At 68.3% G+C, this 18,819-nt stretch carries 13 protein-coding genes; 6 read left to right on the top strand and 7 right to left on the bottom strand.

Translation table 11 applies throughout. The annotated features are described in order from the left end of the window. Window positions 1–20: 20 nt before the first annotated feature. The gene (locus tag Q9Q79_RS00340; RefSeq protein WP_005407511.1) at window positions 21–329 is read left to right on the top strand and encodes a hypothetical protein; all 309 of its coding nucleotides are present in this window, start codon (window positions 21–23) and stop codon (window positions 327–329) included. Here Q9Q79_RS00340 and Q9Q79_RS00335 read toward each other — a convergent pair. Next, complete coding sequence (locus Q9Q79_RS00335; protein ID WP_005407510.1) at window positions 307–1,362, bottom strand: DNA topoisomerase IB; 1,056 nt, start codon at window positions 1,360–1,362, stop codon at window positions 307–309. The genes Q9Q79_RS00340 and Q9Q79_RS00335 overlap by 23 nt on opposite strands. A gap of 111 nt (window positions 1,363–1,473) precedes the next feature. Between Q9Q79_RS00335 and Q9Q79_RS00330 the strand changes: the two genes are divergently transcribed. The 3 genes from Q9Q79_RS00330 (at window position 1,474) to Q9Q79_RS00320 (ending at window position 8,022) form a co-directional block, all read left to right on the top strand. Further along, window positions 1,474–1,863, top strand: coding sequence for an I78 family peptidase inhibitor (locus Q9Q79_RS00330; RefSeq protein ID WP_005407509.1), 390 nt, complete (start codon window positions 1,474–1,476; stop codon window positions 1,861–1,863). A gap of 174 nt (window positions 1,864–2,037) precedes the next feature. Beyond that, on the top strand, window positions 2,038–6,492 hold the full coding sequence (gene gltB, locus Q9Q79_RS00325; RefSeq protein WP_201863855.1) for a glutamate synthase large subunit: 4,455 nt from the start codon (window positions 2,038–2,040) through the stop codon (window positions 6,490–6,492). Between the two features lie 84 nt (window positions 6,493–6,576). Beyond that, window positions 6,577–8,022, top strand: a complete 1,446-nt coding sequence (locus Q9Q79_RS00320) for an FAD-dependent oxidoreductase (protein ID WP_012478696.1) — start codon at window positions 6,577–6,579, stop codon at window positions 8,020–8,022. Here Q9Q79_RS00320 and Q9Q79_RS00315 read toward each other — a convergent pair. Beyond that, window positions 8,008–10,416 carry an ATP-binding protein gene (locus Q9Q79_RS00315; protein WP_044571112.1) on the bottom strand — a complete coding sequence of 803 codons (2,409 nt, stop codon included), beginning with the start codon at window positions 10,414–10,416 and terminating at the stop codon, window positions 8,008–8,010. The genes Q9Q79_RS00320 and Q9Q79_RS00315 overlap by 15 nt on opposite strands. Before the next feature lie 167 nt (window positions 10,417–10,583). Between Q9Q79_RS00315 and Q9Q79_RS00310 the strand changes: the two genes are divergently transcribed. Beyond that, window positions 10,584–11,450, top strand: a complete 867-nt coding sequence (locus tag Q9Q79_RS00310; protein ID WP_012478694.1) for a methylglyoxal synthase — start codon at window positions 10,584–10,586, stop codon at window positions 11,448–11,450. A 325-nt stretch (window positions 11,451–11,775) separates the two neighbouring features. Here the strand turns inward: Q9Q79_RS00310 and Q9Q79_RS00305 are convergent, their stop codons facing one another. From Q9Q79_RS00305 to ttcA, 3 genes are read right to left on the bottom strand one after another with little or no spacing between them, the layout of a single operon-like run. Continuing rightward, the gene (locus tag Q9Q79_RS00305; protein ID WP_201863857.1) at window positions 11,776–12,555 is read right to left on the bottom strand and encodes a SprT family zinc-dependent metalloprotease; all 780 of its coding nucleotides are present in this window, start codon (window positions 12,553–12,555) and stop codon (window positions 11,776–11,778) included. Between the two features lie 59 nt (window positions 12,556–12,614). Beyond that, the gene (locus Q9Q79_RS00300; protein WP_005411825.1) at window positions 12,615–13,520 is read right to left on the bottom strand and encodes a recombination-associated protein RdgC; all 906 of its coding nucleotides are present in this window, start codon (window positions 13,518–13,520) and stop codon (window positions 12,615–12,617) included. Window positions 13,521–13,556: 36 nt separating this feature from the next. Continuing rightward, window positions 13,557–14,477, bottom strand: coding sequence for a tRNA 2-thiocytidine(32) synthetase TtcA (gene ttcA, locus Q9Q79_RS00295; protein ID WP_171956739.1), 921 nt, complete (start codon window positions 14,475–14,477; stop codon window positions 13,557–13,559). Between the two features lie 90 nt (window positions 14,478–14,567). Between ttcA and Q9Q79_RS00290 the strand changes: the two genes are divergently transcribed. After that, window positions 14,568–14,771: a YdcH family protein gene (locus Q9Q79_RS00290; RefSeq protein ID WP_005407501.1), complete on the top strand. Its 204-nt coding sequence runs from the start codon at window positions 14,568–14,570 to the stop codon at window positions 14,769–14,771. A gap of 88 nt (window positions 14,772–14,859) precedes the next feature. On the opposite strand, the gene plsB is transcribed toward Q9Q79_RS00290, so the two are convergent. Together plsB and Q9Q79_RS00280 are read right to left on the bottom strand one after the other, a co-directional pair. After that, window positions 14,860–17,496 (bottom strand): glycerol-3-phosphate 1-O-acyltransferase PlsB, encoded by a 2,637-nt coding sequence (gene plsB, locus Q9Q79_RS00285; RefSeq protein WP_044569309.1) that lies wholly within the window; start codon window positions 17,494–17,496, stop codon window positions 14,860–14,862. Further along, window positions 17,496–18,449, bottom strand: a complete 954-nt coding sequence (locus Q9Q79_RS00280; protein ID WP_012478691.1) for a hypothetical protein — start codon at window positions 18,447–18,449, stop codon at window positions 17,496–17,498. Before Q9Q79_RS00280 ends, plsB begins: the two co-directional genes overlap by 1 nt. Between the last annotated feature and the right edge of the window lie 370 nt (window positions 18,450–18,819).

Genomic DNA, 18,819 nt, shown 5'->3' with positions numbered 1-18,819 from the left:
ATCACACAAGGAACGCCTCCATGAAACACGCCATCGCCACCGCCGCCGTCTGCTTTGCCCTCGCCGCCTGCAGCAGCACACCGGTGGCCCAGGTACAGCCGATCGACGGTGTGATTTCCGGCCAGTGCCACAGCGACAGGGTGCGCGGCGCACTTGGCCTGGCCGCGTCGGACGCCACCGTCGCACGCGCACGGGTGGACAGCGACAGCCTGCACGTACGGGTACTGCGCCACGACGGCCCGCGGGTGCCGCCGGCCAGCGAAGGCGGCGACCGCCTGACCATCGAAAAGGGACGCACCAACAACATCACCGCGATCTACTGCGGCTGAGCCGGCGCGCCCTGCGCAGCACGCGCAGGGTCGCCTGTTCCCACTGGCGCGGCCCACGCAGGCCGGCCAGCGTGGCCAGTTCGCCGCGCTCCCAGCCGGCGAACACGCAGGGGTCGATATAGGCCTTGCGGCACACCGCCGGGGTATTGCCCAACAGCGACGCCACTTCGCACACCACCGCGCGCTGCGCCTGCGCCAGCGCGCGCTGGCTGGCCGGTTCCGGCAGTTCGGTGGCGGCAAACGCCTGCACCGCCGCAACCGTCCCGCCCCAGGTGCGGAAATCCTTGGCAGTGAAGTCCTCGCCCATCACCTCGCGCAGGTAGTCGTTCACCGCGCCGGAGTCGACCGGCTGCAGCGCACCGTCGTCATCGCGGTACTGGAACAACGCCTGCCCCGGCAGCTGCTGCAGGCGCCGCACCAGCAGCCCCAGCCTGCGGTCGCCCACGGTGACCTCCTGCAGCTGCCCGGACTTGCCACGGAAGCGCATGCGCACGCGGCCACCGCGCAGCAGCTCCAGATGCCGGTTTCGCAGTGTGGTCAGTCCAAACGAACGGTTCTGCTGCGCATAGGTCTCATTGCCGACCCGCACCAGCGTGTCCGCCAACAGCGCGACCACCATGGCCAGCACCTTCTCCTTCGGGAAACCGGGGCGCTTGAGATCCCGCGACAGCCGCCGCCGCAGCGTAGGCAACGCCTCGCCAAAGGCGATGATGCGGTCGAACTTGCCGGCATCGCGCTCCCTGGCCCAATCGGGGTGGTAACGGTACTGCTTGCGACCGCGCGCATCACGACCGGTGGCCTGCAGGTGGCCGTTGGCATGGGCGCAGATCCACACCGCGGTGTAGGCCGGTGGGATCGCCAGTGCGCGGATGCGTTGCAGGGTGGTGGCGTCGCGTATCGCGTGGCCATCAGCATCGCGGTAGCTGAAGCCCTTGCCGGCGCGGCGCCGGCTGATGCCCGGCTGGGTGTCGTCGACATAGCGCAGGCCGGCCGCGCGCGCTGCCTGTCGTTCGGGGGTGGAGGGAGTTGGCATGCCGCCAGTGTCGCCGTCGCCATGCCGCGATCCTGTCGATAACACAAGACAAACACGTGAGGGCCGGTTCGCCGCTATGCTCGGGTCTTCACAACCCCTTCCGGAGTCATGATGTCGTTCCCGATTCGCGCCCGTTCGCTCTCCGCCCTGTTGCTGCCGGCCGTGCTGGCCCTGACCGCCTGCCAGGCACCGGCGCTGGATGAACAGGATTCGGCCACCGCCCACGCCCAGCAGGCCGCCGAAGCAGCCAAGGCGCCGGCCGACGACGCCGGCAAGGCCACCGAGGCTCCGCCGGTCGGCACCTGCGATGCCAGCCAGGTACAGAGCCTGGTCGGCCAGGCCTACACCGATGCCCTCGGCAAGCAGGCACAGGAAGATGCAGGTGCCAGCCAGGTGCGCGTGCTCAAGCCCAATGATGTGGCCACGATGGAGTTCCTCGGCGACCGCCTGAACATCGAAGTGGACGACAAGGGCGCCGTCAGCGGCGTGCGTTGCGGCTGAGTCCCGCCCCGCGCCGGCACTGGGTTGCCGGCGCGTTCCGTTGCACCTGCAACCGTGTATTGCGGCGTTGCAGCAACCTGTGATCTAGTCGAGGCATCCGGTGGCCTCACGATGCGCTCCAGGGAATGAGCGGGGACGAGTGTCGCCGCCAACCCTATACGCATCGAGGTAGAGATGGCCCCCCGCAACCGCCAAGGGCTTTACGACCCGCGCTCCGAGCGCGATGCCTGTGGATTTGGCATGGTCGCCCAGCTCGACGATCAACCATCGCGCCTGTTGGTTGATACCGCCATCGCCGCGCTTTCGCGCATGACCCACCGTGGCGGTGTCGCCGCCGATGGCCTGACCGGTGATGGCTGCGGCCTGCTGCTGCGCCGCCCCGATGCGTTCCTGAAACTGCTGGCCAGCGAAGCCGGCATCACCACCGCCGCGCGTTTCGCCGCCGGCCTGGTATTCCTGCCGCATGACGCCGACGCTGCGCAGGCCTGCCGCGCGCAGCTGCAGGCGCAGGTGGAAGCGGTGGGCTGCAAGGTCGCTGGCTGGCGCGAGGTACCGACCGACGACAGCGTCTGCGGCCAACTGGCGCGCGACACGCTGCCGCGCATCGAGCAGGTGTTCGTCGATGCCGGGGTTGGCCAGGATGATGCCGGCTTCGCACTGGCGCTGTTCCTGGCCCGTCGCCGCAGCGAACAGCAGCTGCGCGAACACGCCGACTTCTACGTCACCACCCTCACCCCGGATGCGATCAGCTACAAGGGCATGGTGCTGCCGGACAAGCTCAGCCGCTTCTTCCCGGACCTGCAGCGCCGCGAGCTGGCCTCCAGCGCGATCGTGTTCCACCAGCGCTTCTCGACCAACACGCTGCCGCGCTGGCCGCTCGCCCACCCGTTCCGCATGCTCGCCCACAACGGCGAGATCAACACCATCGAGGGCAATCGTCGCTGGGCGCAGGCGCGCAGCAAGGTGTGGAAGACGCCGCGCTTCGATATTGGTGAATTCGACCCGGTCATCTCCATGCACGGTTCGGATTCGCAGAGCCTGGACAACATGCTGGAGCTGATGGTCGCCGGTGGCATGGAGCTGATCCAGGCGCTGCGCATCCTGGTGCCGCCCGCCACCCAGTCGCTGGAGTTCAAGGACCCGGACCTGGCCGCGTTCTACGAGTTCCACGGCCTGAACAGCGAGCCGTGGGATGGCCCGGCCGGCATCGTCGCCTGCGACAGCCGCTATGCGGTGTGTACGCTGGACCGCAACGGCCTGCGCCCGGCGCGCTGGATGCTGACCGCCGACCGCCACTTCCTGGTCGCCTCCGAGGCCGGCGTCTGGGAAGTGCCGACCGAGCGCGTGGTGCGCAAGGGCAAGCTCGGCCCCGGCGAGATGATCGCGATCGACCTCAAGCGCGGCGACCTGCTCGACTCCGACGCGGTCGACCGCATCAACCGTGGCCGTGCGCCGTACAAGCAGTGGCTGCAGCAGGGCGTGACCTACCTGCAGACCGAACTGATCGACCCGTCGCTGGTGGAGGAACCCTTCGACGAAGGCACCCTGCGCAGCTACCACAAGCTCTACCAGCTCAGCAGCGAGGAAGTGGAGCAGGTGCTGCGTCCGCTGGCCGAGACCGAGCAGGAAGCCACTGGCTCGATGGGCGATGACACGCCGATGGCGGTGCTGAGCCAGCGCAGCCGCCCGCTGTACGACTATTTCCGCCAGGCCTTCGCGCAGGTCACCAACCCGCCGATCGATCCGCTGCGCGAAGACTGCGCGATGTCCCTGTCCACCCAGCTCGGCAAGGAGACCAACATCTTCCATGCTGGCCCGGAGACGGTGAACCACGTCATCCTCAATTCGCCGGTGCTGAGCCAGCGCAAGCTGCGCCAGCTGCTGAAGATGGAGCAGTACGTGCAGGCCAACCGCCTGCTCGATCTGTCCTACAGCGAAGACGAGGGCCTGCGCGCCGGCATCGAGCGCATCTGTGCCGAGGCCGAACAGGCCGCGCGCGATGGCATGGTGATGCTGCTGCTGTCCGACCGCTACCCGGTGGCCGGACGCCCGATGGTGCATGCCCTGCTCGCCACCAGCGCCATCCACCACCACCTGTCGCGGCTGGGCCTGCGCTGCGACGTCAACCTGATCGTCGAGACCGGCACTGCGCGCGATCCGCACCACATGGCCTGCCTGCTCGGCTTCGGTGCCACCGCGGTGTACCCGTACCTGGCCTATCAGACCCTGTTCGACCTCGGCCGTCGCGGCATCCTCAAGCTCAGCAAGGGCGGTGAGCAGTCGCAGATCGGCCGCCGCTACCGCAAGGGCGTCTACAAGGGCCTGTCGAAGATCATCTCGAAGATGGGCATCTGCACCGTGGCCAGCTACCGCGGCGCGCAGCTGTTCGAGATCATCGGCCTGGAACCGGAAGTGGTGGACCTGTGCTTCCCGGATACGGCCTCGCGCATCGGTGGCGCTGGCTTCGCGCGCCTGGATGCCGACGCACGCGAGCTGTGCGCGCAGGCCTGGGACGCGCAGCAGGACGTGGACGTAGGCGGCCTGCTGAAGTACGTGCACGGCGGCGAGTACCACATGTACAACCCGGACGTGGTCACCACCCTGCAGCGCGCGGCGCGCAGCGGTGACCCGCGTGCCTGGCAGCAGTACTGCGATGCCGTGCATGCACGGCCGCCGTCGGCGTTGCGCGACCTGCTGGAACTGGTGCCGGCGGCCACGCCGGTACCGCTGGACGAGGTGGCTCCGGCCAGTACCCTGTTCCCGCGCTTCGATACCGCGGCGATCAGCCTGGGCGCACTGTCGCCGGAAGCACATGAAGCATTGGCCATTGCCATGAACCGCCTCGGCGGCCGCAGCAATTCCGGCGAAGGCGGTGAGGATCCCGCCCGCTATGGCACCGCAAAGCGCAGCAAGATCAAGCAGGTCGCCTCGGGCCGCTTCGGCGTCACCGCTGAGTACCTGGTCAACGCCGAAGTGCTGCAGATCAAGGTCGCGCAGGGCGCCAAGCCCGGCGAGGGCGGCCAGCTGCCGGGCCACAAGGTGAACGAACTGATCGCGCGCCTGCGCTATGCCCGGCCTGGGATCGGCCTGATCTCGCCGCCGCCGCACCACGACATCTATTCGATCGAAGACCTGGCGCAGCTGATCTACGACCTCAAGCAGGTCAACCCGACCGCGCTGGTGTCGGTGAAGCTGGTCAGCCATGCCGGCGTGGGTACGATCGCCGCCGGCGTGGTCAAGGCCGGTGCCGACCTGATCACCATCTCCGGCCACGACGGCGGGACCGGTGCTTCGCCGGTCAGCTCGATCCGCTACGCCGGCGTGCCGTGGGAACTGGGCGTGGCCGAAGCGCACCAGGCGCTGCTGGCCAACGACCTGCGCGGGCGCACCCTGCTGCAGACCGATGGTGGCCTGAAGACCGGCCTGGACGTGGTCAAGGCCGCGCTGCTCGGCGCGGACAGCTTCGGCTTCGGCACCGCGCCGATGATCGTGCTGGGCTGCAAGTACCTGCGTATCTGCCACCTCAACAACTGCGCCACCGGCGTGGCCACCCAGGACGAGCGCCTGCGCGAGAACCACTTCACCGGCCAGCCCGAACGCGTGGAGAACTTCTTCCGCCTGCTGGCCGAGGAAGTGCGCGGCTGGCTGGCGTACCTGGGTGCACGTTCGCTGGAAGAGATCGTCGGCCGTACCGACCTGCTGCGGCAGATCGAGGCCGCGCCGCGTGACGGCGTGCGCGTGGACCTGTCGCGCCTGCTGGCCGATGCCCGCTACGAAGGCAGCCACTGCGCCGCCCAGCGCCTGTACGAATCGCCGGACGGCCTGGCCACGCAGATGGATGGCCTGCTGGCGCCGGCCATCGAACACAAGCGCGGTGGCGAGCATCGCTTCCTGATCCACAACACCGACCGCAGCATCGGCACGCGCCTGGCCGGTGCGGTGGCGCGCGCGCACGGCAACCAGGGCATGGCCGAGGCACCGCTGGAACTGCGCTTCCGTGGCAGCGCCGGGCAGAGCTTTGGTGCCTTCAATGTCGGTGGCCTGCACCTGGAAGTGGACGGTGAAGCCAACGACTACGTCGGCAAGGGCATGGCCGGCGGCCGCCTGGTGGTGCGCCCGCCGCGTGGCGCGCGCTTTGAAGCGCGCAGCACCGCGATCATCGGCAACACCTGCCTGTACGGCGCCACCGGTGGCGAGCTGTTCGCCGCTGGCCGCGCCGGCGAGCGTTTCGCGGTACGCAATTCCGGCGCGCTGGCGGTGGTGGAAGGTGCCGGTGACCACTGCTGCGAGTACATGACCGATGGCGTGGTGCTGGTACTGGGCAAGGTCGGCCTGAACTTCGGTGCCGGCTTCACCGGTGGCCTGGCCTACGTGCTGGACGTCGACCGCGATTTCGTCGACCGCTACAACCACGAGCTGATCGACATCCATCGCGTCTCCGCCGAGGGCTTCGAGAACTACCGCCAGCACCTGCACCGCCTGATCGGCCGCCACCGCGAGCTGACCGGCAGCATCTGGGCGCAGCAGATCCTGGACGAGTTCCGCGATTACATCGGCAAGTTCTGGCTGGTCAAACCGAAGGCCGCCAGCATCGAGTCGCTGACCGAAACCCTGCGACGCGCCGCGTAACGGTAGTGCCGGCCGCTGCCGGCAACCCAGGACCACGTAGTGCCGGCCGCTGGCCGGCGACCGCAAAACACCACAGAGCCCGCCATGAGCCGCAAGCACGCCTTCCAGTTCCTCGACCTGCCCCGCACCATGCCGCAGCGCATTCCGGTGGAACTGCGCACGTCCGGCGACTGGGGTGAGTTGTACGGCAAGTTCGGTAAGGAAGATGCCCAGTACCAGGCCGGTCGCTGCCTGGACTGCGGCAACCCCTACTGCAGCTGGAAGTGCCCGGTGCACAACGCCATTCCACAGTGGCTGCAGCTGGTGCAGGAAAACCGCATCCACGAAGCGGCCACGCTGTGCCACAGCACCAACCCGCTGCCGGAAGTGTGCGGCCGGGTCTGCCCGCAGGACCGGCTGTGCGAGGGCAGCTGCACGCTGGAAGAGTTCGGTGCGGTCACCATCGGCGCGGTCGAGAAGTACATCGTTGATACCGCGCTGGCCACGGGCTGGCGCCCGGACCTGGGCGCGGTGCAGCCGACCGGCCGCAGCGTGGCTGTGATCGGCGCCGGCCCGGCCGGGCTGGCCTGTGCCGACCGTCTGGCGCGCGCCGGCATTGCCGCCGTGGTCTACGACCGCTATGAGCAGATCGGCGGCCTGCTGCAGTTCGGCATTCCCAGCTTCAAGCTGGACAAGGATGTGATCCACCGCCGCCGCGAAGTGCTCGAGGGCATGGGCGTGCAGTTCCGCCTCGGTGTGGAGATCGGCCGTGACCTCAGCGTGCAGCAGCTGCTGGACAGCCACGATGCGGTGTTCGTCGGTACCGGCGCCTACCGCTATACCGACGGTGGCCTCGACGGCCAGGACCTGAAGGGCGTGCTGCCGGCACTGCCGTTCCTGGTGCAGAACAGCCGCATCGTCGGCGGCGATGATCCGAAGGGCCGGCCGATTGCCGGCTGGGAAGACAGCATCGCCCTGCCCGACCTCAACGGCAAGCGCGTGGTGGTGCTGGGCGGCGGTGATACCGGCATGGACTGCGTGCGCAGCGCGGTGCGGCTGGGCGCGGCCAAGGTCACCTGTGCCTACCGCCGCGACGAAGCCAACATGCCCGGCAGCGCGCGCGAAGTGGCCAATGCGCGCGAGGAAGGCGTGCGCTTCCTGTTCAACCGCCAGCCGCTGTCGATCGAAGCCGGCGCCGACGATGAGGTGATCGGCGTGACCGTGGTCGAAACCCGGCTGGGTGAGCCCGATGCCAATGGCCGCCAGAATGCGGTGCCGATCGAAGGCAGCGAATCGCTGCTGGAGGCCGACGTGGTGATCATCGCCTTCGGCTTCTCGCCAACCGTGCCGGCGTGGCTGGCCGAGCACGGCGTGGAAGGCCGGTCCAACGGCCGCATCGTGGCTGGCGGCAAGGACCGCCTGCCATTCCAGACCGCGCACCCGCGCCTGTTCGCCGGCGGTGACGCAGTGCGTGGCGCCGACCTGGTGGTGACCGCCGTGGCCGAAGGCCGCGACGCCGCCGCCAGCATCATCCGCCTACTGGCGCATTGATTCCGGCGCCAGCAGCACGGCCAGCAAGCCCCGCAGTTCCTGCGCCGCCACCGGCTTGGCCAGGAAATGATCGATGCCCGCTTCGCGGCAGGCCTCGCGGGTGCGACCCAGCGCGCTGGCCGTGAGCGCGATGATCGGGACCTGCGCGCGAACCGCGCAGGCGTCGGCGCGGATGGCCCGTGCCAAGGCAAAGCCATCCATGTGCGGCATGTGGCAGTCGGTGATGACCAGGTCGAACGCCCGCGCCTGCCAGGCCTCGAAGGCCTGGCGACCATCGGTGCAGGCGTGCACCTGCAGACCCAGATCATGCAGGCGCTGCTCCAGCAGGTGCAGGTTGGTGGGGTGATCTTCAGCTACTAGCACCCGGGCCGACGACAGTGGCCGCGCCGCCTCTGCCGGAAGCGGCAATGCCTCGGCAGGCAACTCACAGGCGTCCAGATCCAGTTCCAGCCACACGGTGGTGCCCTTGCCTGGCGCGCTGCGCAGGCACAGTTCTGCTTCCATCGATGCAGCCAGTTCACGGCAGATCGCCAGGCCCAGGCCGCTGCCGCCGAAACGGCGCGTTGTCGATGCCTCGGCCTGGGTGTAGGCAGCGAACACCGCCTGTTGCCGTTCCGGGCTGATGCCCACCCCGCTGTCACTGACCTGCAGGCGAAGACGTTGGCCGCGATCGTGCTGCTGCAGCACCTGCACCTGCAGATCCACGCCGCCATGCTCGGTGAACTTGAGCGCGTTGCCGGCAAGGTTGAACAGGATCTGGCGCAGGCGCAGGCCGTCGGCCAGCGATCCGGCCTGCAATTCCGGATCAAGTTGGATACGCAGATGCAGGCCCCGGCTGGCCGCCACCGGCATCAGCAACTGCTGCACCGCGCGCACCAGTGCCGCCACGCTCGTGGGTCGCAGCTGCGGCGGCAGTGCCTGCAGCCGTTGGCTGTGCAGCACGTCGTCCAGGATCTGCCGCAGCATCTGGGCAGCATCACCCACGGTCACCAGCACCTGTTGCTGGCGATGATCCAGATCGCTGCCCTCCAACCGCTCGAGCATGCCCAGCAGGGTGCTCATCGGCGTGCGGATCTCGTGGCTCATGGTCGCCAGGAAGTGGGCCTTGGCCAGCGCTGCCTGCTCGGCCGCACGGCGCGCCTCGGCCAGCGCATGGGTGCGCGCCTGCACTCCGCTTACGTCGATCCAGTAGCCACTCCACTCGACGTCGCCGCTGTCCAGGGACAGCGGCCGTCCATGCGAGTGGACCCAGCGCCAGCCTTGTGGCGAGCGCGTGCGGAAGGTGACATCGATCGGGCCCCGCGCCAGGGCAGCGGCGTCGACGGTGTCCATCAGCCGCGAGCGATCGTCGGGATGAACCGCTGCCAGCAGGCGCTGATGATCGATCAGGGCGGTTTCCACGCTGATTCCGAACAACGCCTGCACGTCGCCTGCGATCTGGGGAAAGCTGTAGTGGCCGGTGGCAGAGCGACGCACCTGATAGACCACCGCTGGCAGGTTCGAGGTCACCTCCTGCAGGCGTTGCGCAGCCACGCGGCGACGCTCGCTCTCGCGATGCACGCGCCAGTAGCCGAAGGCGTACACCAGCATGAGCGCCAGCAGGGTCAGCGAGGCCGGCACCAGCCAGCGCAGGGGGGACGCAGAGGGCGGGTGTCGCGGCTGGTTCGGCAGCCAGGCCGTGCGGATCGCCTCGCGTTCGTTCGCGGTCAGCTGCGACACGGCCCGCTCGAACACCGGGATGACGTCGGCGCAGGCGGGCACGGTGGCCAGCACCGGCGCGTCGTCGATTCCGGCGGGCGCAGCGATTACCAGCGGCTCGCCCTGATAGTGGCGCAACGCGGCCTCGACCTCTCCAAGATTGGCGACCACGGCATCGACCAGGCCCGTGCCCAGCAGTGACAGGGCGTCGTCGATGGGGGCGGGGGGCAACAGCTGCACGCCAGACGCCTGTTCCGTCAGCGCCCCGACCAGCGACAGCGGGTCGGGACTGGCCACGGTGCCTCCGCGCAACGCCTCCAGGCCCAGCACCGGCGATGCATCCCGGCGCCGCACAATGACCTGTGGCAGCTGCACGTAGGGCGCACTGGCCACCCACCCCGTCGGCAACTGCGAGCGCGACCAGCCCAGCAGCGCCTGGACGTCGGGCGGCACCGTTCCCTCGGCGATGGCGGCGGTTGGCAATGGCTGCATCTGCAGTGGTCGCTGCGCGCCCAGCAGCTTCAGGTACTGCGCGCTGAGCCCGCGCGGCTGGCCCTGCTCGCTGGAGGACAACGGCGCGCGGTCGGCGGGCCAGGCAATGCGCAGCGGCGTCCTGCAATCCGCAGCGGCGGCCAGGGCAGGCAACAGCAGGCCGGCCACGACCGCGGTGGCGGCACGCAGGCCAGCGGCGTTCACGATGGGCATCCTCTTCTGGCGGGCGGAATGAACGGCCGCGCAGCGGTACCGCTGCCTCTTACGCTAGCGGCGCGTGGACGAAGCGCAATGAAGAAAGTTGTAAAAACACCAAGATAGGTGAATGGCGACATACACTGCCGCTTTCACCCGTATCTGCGGAGCATTCGATGCGCATCGGCCTGGCTGCCAACCGTCTCCATCACCACGACGCGCGCGCCGCCCTGTTCCGCTGGCTGCGCGTCAGCGAACCCGGCCTGCGCGAGCTGGGCGTGTCGCTGCACGCGGTCGGCCGCACCCATGACGCGATACAGCGTCAGGGCTTCCTGACCGGATACGCGGGCCTGCATCGCTACCCCTATGGTCGCGAGGGTGGCTTGATGAAGCTGGTGGCCGAGGTGGTTGGCATGGGGCCGGATCGGACACTGGATGGCGCGGTCTACCTGATCGATCCGGTCGATCCATCCTCGGTGTTTCCGGAAGCCACGGCGCTGAAGCGGCAGTGCGTGATCCACGGCAAGCCTTTCATTTCCACCGTGGCCACCGCGCGCGACTGGATCGAGGTGGAACGCATCCATGCCGGACTGGCTGCCGATGCTGGCGCCGACGACCTGCATGCGTTCGAAGGACAGACGCTGGCGCTGATCGCGCACGACGCGATGAAGCCGGCGATGCTGGCCTTCGCCGATGAGCACTTCGATGTGCTGGCGCGGTTCGGTGAGCGGGTGGCAACCGGAACCACCGGCCAGCGCTTGAACGAGCTGGCGTGGAGCCGTGGCTGGCCCAGCGATACGCCCTGGGTGACGCGCTACCAGAGCGGCCCGATGGGCGGCGATGCGCAGATTGCCGACCGGGTACTGGAAGGGCGCTGCCAGCGCGCGATCTTCTTCGAGGATCCGCACGTGGCGCGCCAGCATGAGGCGGATATCCAGCTGCTGGAGCGCGCGGTGACGACGGTGACCGACCAGGCGGTGTGCATTACGGCGCCGCGGGTGGCGGCGCGCTGGGCGGCGGCGGCGGCGTTGCGGGCGGGGTGAGGGTTTCAGCCAACGGCTGAGCCCCTCGTGGTAGGTCGTTCAAATCAGAAGCCGTGCTAGGCCGGGCGGGGTGGATTGCGCAGGGGTCGCTGCAAGTACGTCCTTGTAAGCTCGGTCGCCGCATCCATGCGGCTCACGCCCCTGCGCAACCCACCCCGCCCGGCCACGGACAGTTTCCTGTGTGCCCATCACGGAAGAAAGAAGGAAGAGCAGGAGCGGGTCGCGCGCTGCGCGCGCTTTTGTAGAGCCGAGCCATGCTCGGCTGCTGTTGATCGCGAGGGCTGGATATCTGCGCCACGCGCGTCAGCCGAGCATCGGCTCGGCTCTACAGCAGCTGGCGAAGCATCGCCTTCAGTCGGCGGCCTTCCAGCTGGAAGTAATCGCGCTGTTCGCGCCAGGCGGGGAAGCGTTGTTCCACTTCGTGCCAGAACGCGGACGAGTGGTTGGGCTGGATCAGGTGGCAGAGCTCGTGCACCAGCACGTACTCGAAAGCCTCAGGGCGGCCCAGTACCAGCGCCAGGTCCAGTGCCATGCTGCCATCGGGGGCGAGCGAGCCCCATTGCGAGGACATCACCTTCAATCGCAGGCGGCTGGGTGCGCGCGGCAGTGTGGGCAGGTACTTCGGCAGCCAGCGGCCGACGTCGGCGCGGGTCTGTGCTTCGTAGAACTCGCGCAGCAGGCGACGCAGGGTGGCGTCACCACCACGTGTCGGCCACTGCACGCAGGCACCATGCGCGTCGATCTCCAGGCGCGCGTAGCGGCCTTCCTGCCAGCGCAGCGGCAACAGTTCGCCGCGCAGGGGCAGCACGCCGTCTTCGCCCGGCTGCAGCGGTGCCGGCAGGCGCTGGCCCTGGTACTGGCGCAGCTGCAGTGCCAGCCAGTCGCGGTGCTGTTCCAGGAAGCGTTCGCCCATCACCAGGCTTGCGCGCGGCGGCAGGGTCAGGCGCGCGCCGCGTTCGTCCACGCTCAGCTTGATGCGGCGCGCACGCGGATCGCGCACGCGCAGTACCTCGATCTCGGCATCCTCCAGGCGCAGGCGAACGGTGTCGCGCTGTACGGTGGCGGGCGGGGTCGGGCTGATCAGGCGGCGCAGCAGACGGCTCATGCGCCCAGCATAGCGCCGCTTCGGGCCGCCGGATGACCGGCGGCCGTCGGGCTGCCTGTTCAGTCAGCCTTGCTGAGCTTGAAGGCTTCTTCCAGCAACAGGAACAGACGGCGGATCTCGGCGCTCTGCAGGGCGAAGCGGGCGTCGAACTCGGCGCGGCGGCCGTCTTCGTCGGCATGCTCCAGCTGGTCCAGGGCACCGTCGAGGAACTTCAGCTTGCGCACGATCAGGTCGTCGCCGATGACGAAGGACAGGTTGTCCTCGAAGATCAGCGCCAGCTTGGTCACCTGCTTGCCGGCATCCAGGTGCTTGTCGATCTCATCGCAGCGCAGTTCCTGGTGCTGGCACTTGACCACCGCGCCGCCTTCCACCGGGTCCTTCATCTCGCACTCTTCGCCCAGGCTCAGCCCGGTCGGCAGCGGCTCGCCGGCGATCCAGCCGGTCAGGATCGAACGCGGCGCGACTTCGGCGTTCAGCGGCATCGCCGGGAAGCTGCCGAGCAGGCCGCGGATGTCGGACATGAAGTACTCGCCGGTCTTGCGGCTGGAGGTATCCACCGCGACGTAGCCGTGCTGCAGGTCGATGAAGGCGTCGTTGCGCGAGGACTTCACGAAGGCGCGCGGCAGCAGTTCATGCAGCAGGTCGTCCTTCATCCGCTTGCGTTCGCGGCCACCCGGGCGGCGGCCTTCCTTCTCCTCGATCTCCTCCAGCTTGCGCTCGAGCAGGTCGTTGACCACCGCCGCCGGCAGGATCTTGTCCTCGCCGCCCACGGTCAGCCACAGGTGTTCGGCGATGCGGTGGGAGAGCAGTTCCTTCTCCTCGCGGCCGAACGGCGAGATGAAGCCGCGCGAATTCATTTCCAGTGCGCCGACCGGCTTCAGCAGGGCGTGCGGCAGCAGCGTGTCGACTTCGGAAAAATCGGTGGTGGTCGGGAAACGGAAGAACGTCAGGTTGCGAAAGAACATGGAATTCCGGATGGCAAAGAGGAAGGGCGACCGACCTTAAACGGTGGGCGTCTCGGGATCTGCGTCGGCGTCGGCCGGGGAACCGGCCAGCCAGGCATGGGCGTCGGGCAGCGGCGCGTCGTCGCGACGGCCCAGCGCCATGAAGTCGAACAGGGTGGTGTCGGCCAGCTGCGAGGGCCGGACTTCGCCCATGGCGCGCGCGATCTGCTCGATGCGGCCCGGGTGGTCCTTCTCCCACTGCTTCAGCATCAGGCCGACCTGGCGGCGCTGCAGGTTCTCCTGGCTGCCGCACAGGTTGCAGGGAATGATCGGGAACTGGCGTGCCTGCGCGTAGTCGACGATGTCGCTCTCGCGCACGTAGGCCAGCGGCCGGATCACCACATGCTTGCCGTCATCGCTGCGCAGCTTCGGCGGCATGCCCGACAGCTTGGCGTGGTGGAACAGGTTCATGAAGAACGTGGCCACCATGTCGTCGCGGTGGTGGCCCAGCGCGATCTTGGTGAAGCCGTGGGTCTCGGCGTAGTTGTACAGCGCGCCACGACGCAGGCGCGAGCACAGCGAACACATGGTCTTGCCTTCCGGGATGACCCGGCTGACCACCGAATAGGTGTCCTGCTCGATGATGTGGTACGGCACGCCCAGCCCGGCCAGGTACTCCGGCAGCACGTGCTCGGGGAAGTCCGGCTGCTTCTGGTCCAGGTTCACCGCCACCAGCTCGAACGGCACCGGCGCCTTCTTCTGCAGCTGCAGCAGCACGTCCAGCAGGGTGTAGCTGTCCTTGCCGCCGGACAGGCAGACCATCACCTTGTCGCCGGCCTCGATCATGCCGAAGTCGGCAATCGCCTCGCCGACCTGGCGGCGCAGGCGCTTGGCCAGCTTGTGCTGCTCGCGCTCGGCCACGCGCGGATCGCGGGCGGCGCGTGGCTGGGGATCAGGGAGGGAAATCACGGCACTCATGGGCTCCATTCTAACGGCTCGGAGCGGCCACGGCCGGGGGTCGGGATTCCCCTCTCCCGGCGGTCATCATCGCTGTGTATCCTCGAAGCCGTGGATACCTACGACCCCGCCGAGATTGTCGAACGCCTCGCCGCCCTGCGCGCCGAGCACCGCCTGCTGGATGAACAGATCACCCGCATGGCCGCCAACGGCGAGGACGAGCTGGAAGCCAAGCGCCTGAAGCGGCGCAAGCTGCAGTTGAAGGACTGCATCGCCAGGCTGGAAAGCCTGCAGATTCCCGACGAACCGGCCTAAGGACCGTCCTGGTGGGTGCCAACCCTGGTTGGCACGGCTGGAAGGTGTGGACCAAGGTCCACACCCACCGCATGGCCCGGCGCTGCCTTCAATCCTGCGGCGCCGGCTCGTCCGGGCGCGCTGCTTCCGGGCTGACCCGTTCGATGGTGTGGCGCAGCTCGCGGCCGAGGATGAACTTGGCGTCCTTGGCCCAGGCATCCAGGCGCTCGTCGAACAGCAGCTTGCTGTTCTCGTCCGGCCACACCAGGCGCAGTTCGCGCAGCTTCTGGATGAAGCCGCGGAACAGGGTGCGGTCGAAGAACTCCGGCGCGGCCGGTGCATAGAGCAGACTCAGACGCTGCGCCGCCTGCTGGCACAGGCTTTCCAGCTCGGCCGCGCCCAGCACGCCCGGGCCGTTCTTCACCAGCACCGAAATGGCGATGTAGTAGCGCTCGAAGGCCTGCTGCAGCGAGTGGCCGATCGCACGCAGGCGGAACACCTCGTCGGTCTGCCCGGTGTTGCGCGCCAGGATGCCGCCGTCGTCGTCATTGACGTTCTGCAGCAGGCCCTCACGCACGAACACGTTGATGGTCTGGTCGATGCGCTGTGCGAATTCGTCCTCGCTCCACGGCAGGAACAGCTCGGCCTGCAGGAACGGGTACACCGTGCGGCCCAGCTGGACCAGGCCGGTACGGCTCATGCGGCGGTTGTTCTGGAAGCAGCAGGCCACCCACGACGAGGCGGTGAACAGGTGCAGCACGTTGTTGCGGAAGTAGCTCAGCAGCACCGCGGTATCGCCGCTGACGCTGAGCACGTCGCCCAGCGGGTGCTTGATGCGGGTGAGGACGTTGATTTCCTCGGCGTGGGCGATGATCCGCTCCGGCGAGTGCGGGGTCACCGTCACCCGGTCCGAATACGGCATCTCGACCAGCAGCGTCTTGCACAGCTCGATCTGCGCGATCAGGTCGGCCTCGCCCATCGCGTGCTTCGGCGTGGACAGCAGGGCCAGCGCCAGCAGGTTGATCGGATTGACGTCAGCTGCGCCGTTGATGCGCACCTGGATGCGTTCGGCCAGCGTGTCCACCGTGGTCGACAGCCAGGCTGGCTTCTCGTCCTCGGACACCGCCTCGCCCTTCCACTCCGGCGCCTTCTCGGCCAGTACGTCGTTCAGTGCGATCGGTTCGCCGAAGTTCACCACCACCTGGCCGTAGTTCTGCTTGAGCACCTTCGGGATGCCCCACAGCAGCGACCAGATCGATTCCTTTTCCTTCGGCCGGCCGGACAGTTCGTCCAGGTAGCTGCCGCCTTCCATCAGCTTCTCGTAGCCGATGTAGATGGGCTGGAACAGCACCGGCTTGCGCGGCTGGCGCAGGAACGCACGCAGCGTCATCGAGATCATGCCGCCCTTGGGCTGCAGCAGTCGGCCGGTACGCGAGCGGCCGCCTTCGACGAAGTACTCCAGCGAGTAGCCGCCGGCCACCAGCTGCGCGACGTACTCACTGAGCACGGCCGAGTACAGCGCGTTGCCACGGATCGAGCGGCGGATGAAGAACGCACCGCCCTTGCGCAGCAGGGTGCCGACCACCGGCAGGTTCAGGTTGATGCCGGCCACGATGTGCGGCGGCACGATGCCACGGTCGTACAGCAGGTAGGACAGCAGCAGGTAGTCCATGTGGCTGCGGTGGCTGGGCACGTAGACCACTTCGTGACCCGGCGCGGCGGCCTTGAACTTGTCCAGATGGTGCACCAGCACGCCCGCATAGATGCGGTTCCACACGTGGCTGAGCATGAAGCTGGCCGAGCGCACCACCGGGCTGGAATAGTCCGCGGCGATTTCCCAGGCGTAGGCGTGTGCCTTCTTCCAGGCATCGGCCGTCTTCGAATTGTCGCGCTTGGCCTGCGCGGCGATCGCTTCGCGCACCGGTTCGGCGGCCAGCACCTGGTCCACCAGCAGGCGACGGGTCGACAGGTCGGGGCCGATCACCGATTCACGGATGCGGCGGAAATGGGTGCGCAGCACGCGCTGCAGCTTGCGTACCGTGCGTTCCGGCTCCAGGCCTTCGTCGATGATGGAACGCAGCGAGATCGGCGGCGCGAAGCGGACGATGGTGCTGCGGCCATTGAGCAGCACCGCCAGCAGGCGGCGGAAGCGGCCGACCAGCGCCCAGTTTTCCGAGAACAGCACCGCGAACCAGCCGCTCTGCTTGTCCGGCGCGCGGCCGACGAAGATCGACACCGGCACCAGGTGCACGTCCAGGTCATCGCGCACGCGATGTGCCTGCAGGACCTTGGCCAGCGAGTCGGAATGGGTCTTGGCACCGCGCTGCTCGGGGATCAGCGAATTGCTGGAGCTGCGCCGCGACAGCGCCAGGTAGGCGCGCTTGCGGCCGGTCGGGTCACCGGCCAGCGGCACCAGCGGCGACGGCAGGCCGGCCTGGCGGCAGGCCTTGTCCAGGATCAGCGCGTTGGACAGGCCGTAGTCTTCCAGCACGTACATGACCGGGCGGCCATCGTTGTACTGGCCCGGGTCTTCCGGCTCGATCTTCAGCGACAGCCACGGCTCGACCAGGCGGCCCAGCAACCGTGCCCACAGTGGGCGTCGGCCGGCCGGACGCGCGTGCACGGGCGGCGGTACCGGGTTCGGGCCGGTACCGGTCGAGGGGGACGCCGGCACCGTATCGGCGGGCGTCGACTGGGATTCTTCGCCGGGGAACGGCAGCGGGTTCTGTTTCGACATCGGCGCCATTATGGCTTAGGCGGCGGCGTTGCCGCTTCCCCACCCTCGGCGGGGGCTTCAGCCGGCGACGGCGACGCAGCGGCGCGGGCCGCCTCGGCCTTGCGCAGCAGCGCGTCGGTGTCGGCCAGGGTGCGGGTCAGGTACCAGTGGCCTTCGCGGCGGCTCAGCGGCAGCTGCAGGCTCATCTCGCGACCGGCGAGGTCGTAGCGCAGGCGTACCAGGGCGTTGTCACCTTCCACCGACAGCAGTTCGCCGCGCACGCTGCGCAACGCGTCGTCCACGCCCAGCCCGTAGCTGCCCAGCACCGCCTTGAGGGTGTGGATGAACGGCGCCAGCTGCGCCAGGCTGCCTTCCATGCCCGCGGCCTGCAGGCCGGCTTCGTCGTCGAAGCCGACCTTGTTGGCGGCGCCGACCAGCGCGGCGATGGTGCTGCGTGCGCGGGCCCGGTCACTGATCGGGGCACCCTGCGCCCAGCTGGCCAGGGTTTCGACCAGGGCGATGTAATGCGCCTGTTGGCCAGGCGTATAGCCCTTCTGGTGGCGAAGGTACTGCACACCGAAGTTGCCCATCGATTGCGCGGCCTGGCGAACCGCGCCGGCCTGTCCGGCCAGCTGGCGATCGAAGCTGCGCTGCAGTTCGGCGCTGGCATTGGGCTTGCGCAGTGCGGCCAGCATCGGCAGCAGCTGGTCACCCAGCGGCAGTTCGGTCAGCGGCCACTGGCTGTGGCCTTCGGTCCAGGCCTGTTGCAGGCGCTGGTACTGGCTGGGCGGTACCGACAGCTTTGCATAGCCGACCAGATCGTCCTCGGCCAGGCGCAGCGCCATGGCCTGCACCGCCGCGACCGGCTCGGCCGCCGGCTTGGCCGGGTCCTGGGCCGATTCACGACACGCCGCCACGGCCAGCAGCAGCATGGCTGCCAGCCCCCATCCACGCGCAGACCTTCCTCGCACTGCCACGCTCATGCACTCGGACTCCCCGGACCGGTCCGCATCTTGCGGCCTGTGACGTGACAGCGGCAAGCCGGGACGTCACGGTTTCCGCTGTTGCTTGTGCAAGTCACTGATGGGAATAAAAAAAGAGCCGGGATCACGGGGATCACAGGCTCTTCAAACCGGCGCAGGGCCGGTGGACAGTGTTGTGGCACATGTCCGGCCCGAGGACCGGATGGCGGCGATCCTACGCTGCCGCTCAAGTTAAGGCAACACTTCACGTAGTGCGGCCTAAATTATTGATTTTATTGATCGTCCTGATGCCTGGCATGGAGGCCATGAAATCTACGGCAGGTTTTGCGGCGATTCGGGCACAACCGCTCGGTGGACGGATGCAGAAACG

This window comes from Stenotrophomonas sp. a6 (genome assembly GCF_030913325.1).
Classification (GTDB): Bacteria; Pseudomonadota; Gammaproteobacteria; order Xanthomonadales; family Xanthomonadaceae; genus Stenotrophomonas; species Stenotrophomonas maltophilia.
The sequence above is the reverse complement of the archived record's forward strand: the minus strand, read 5'-3'. Positions and strand labels throughout refer to the sequence as shown.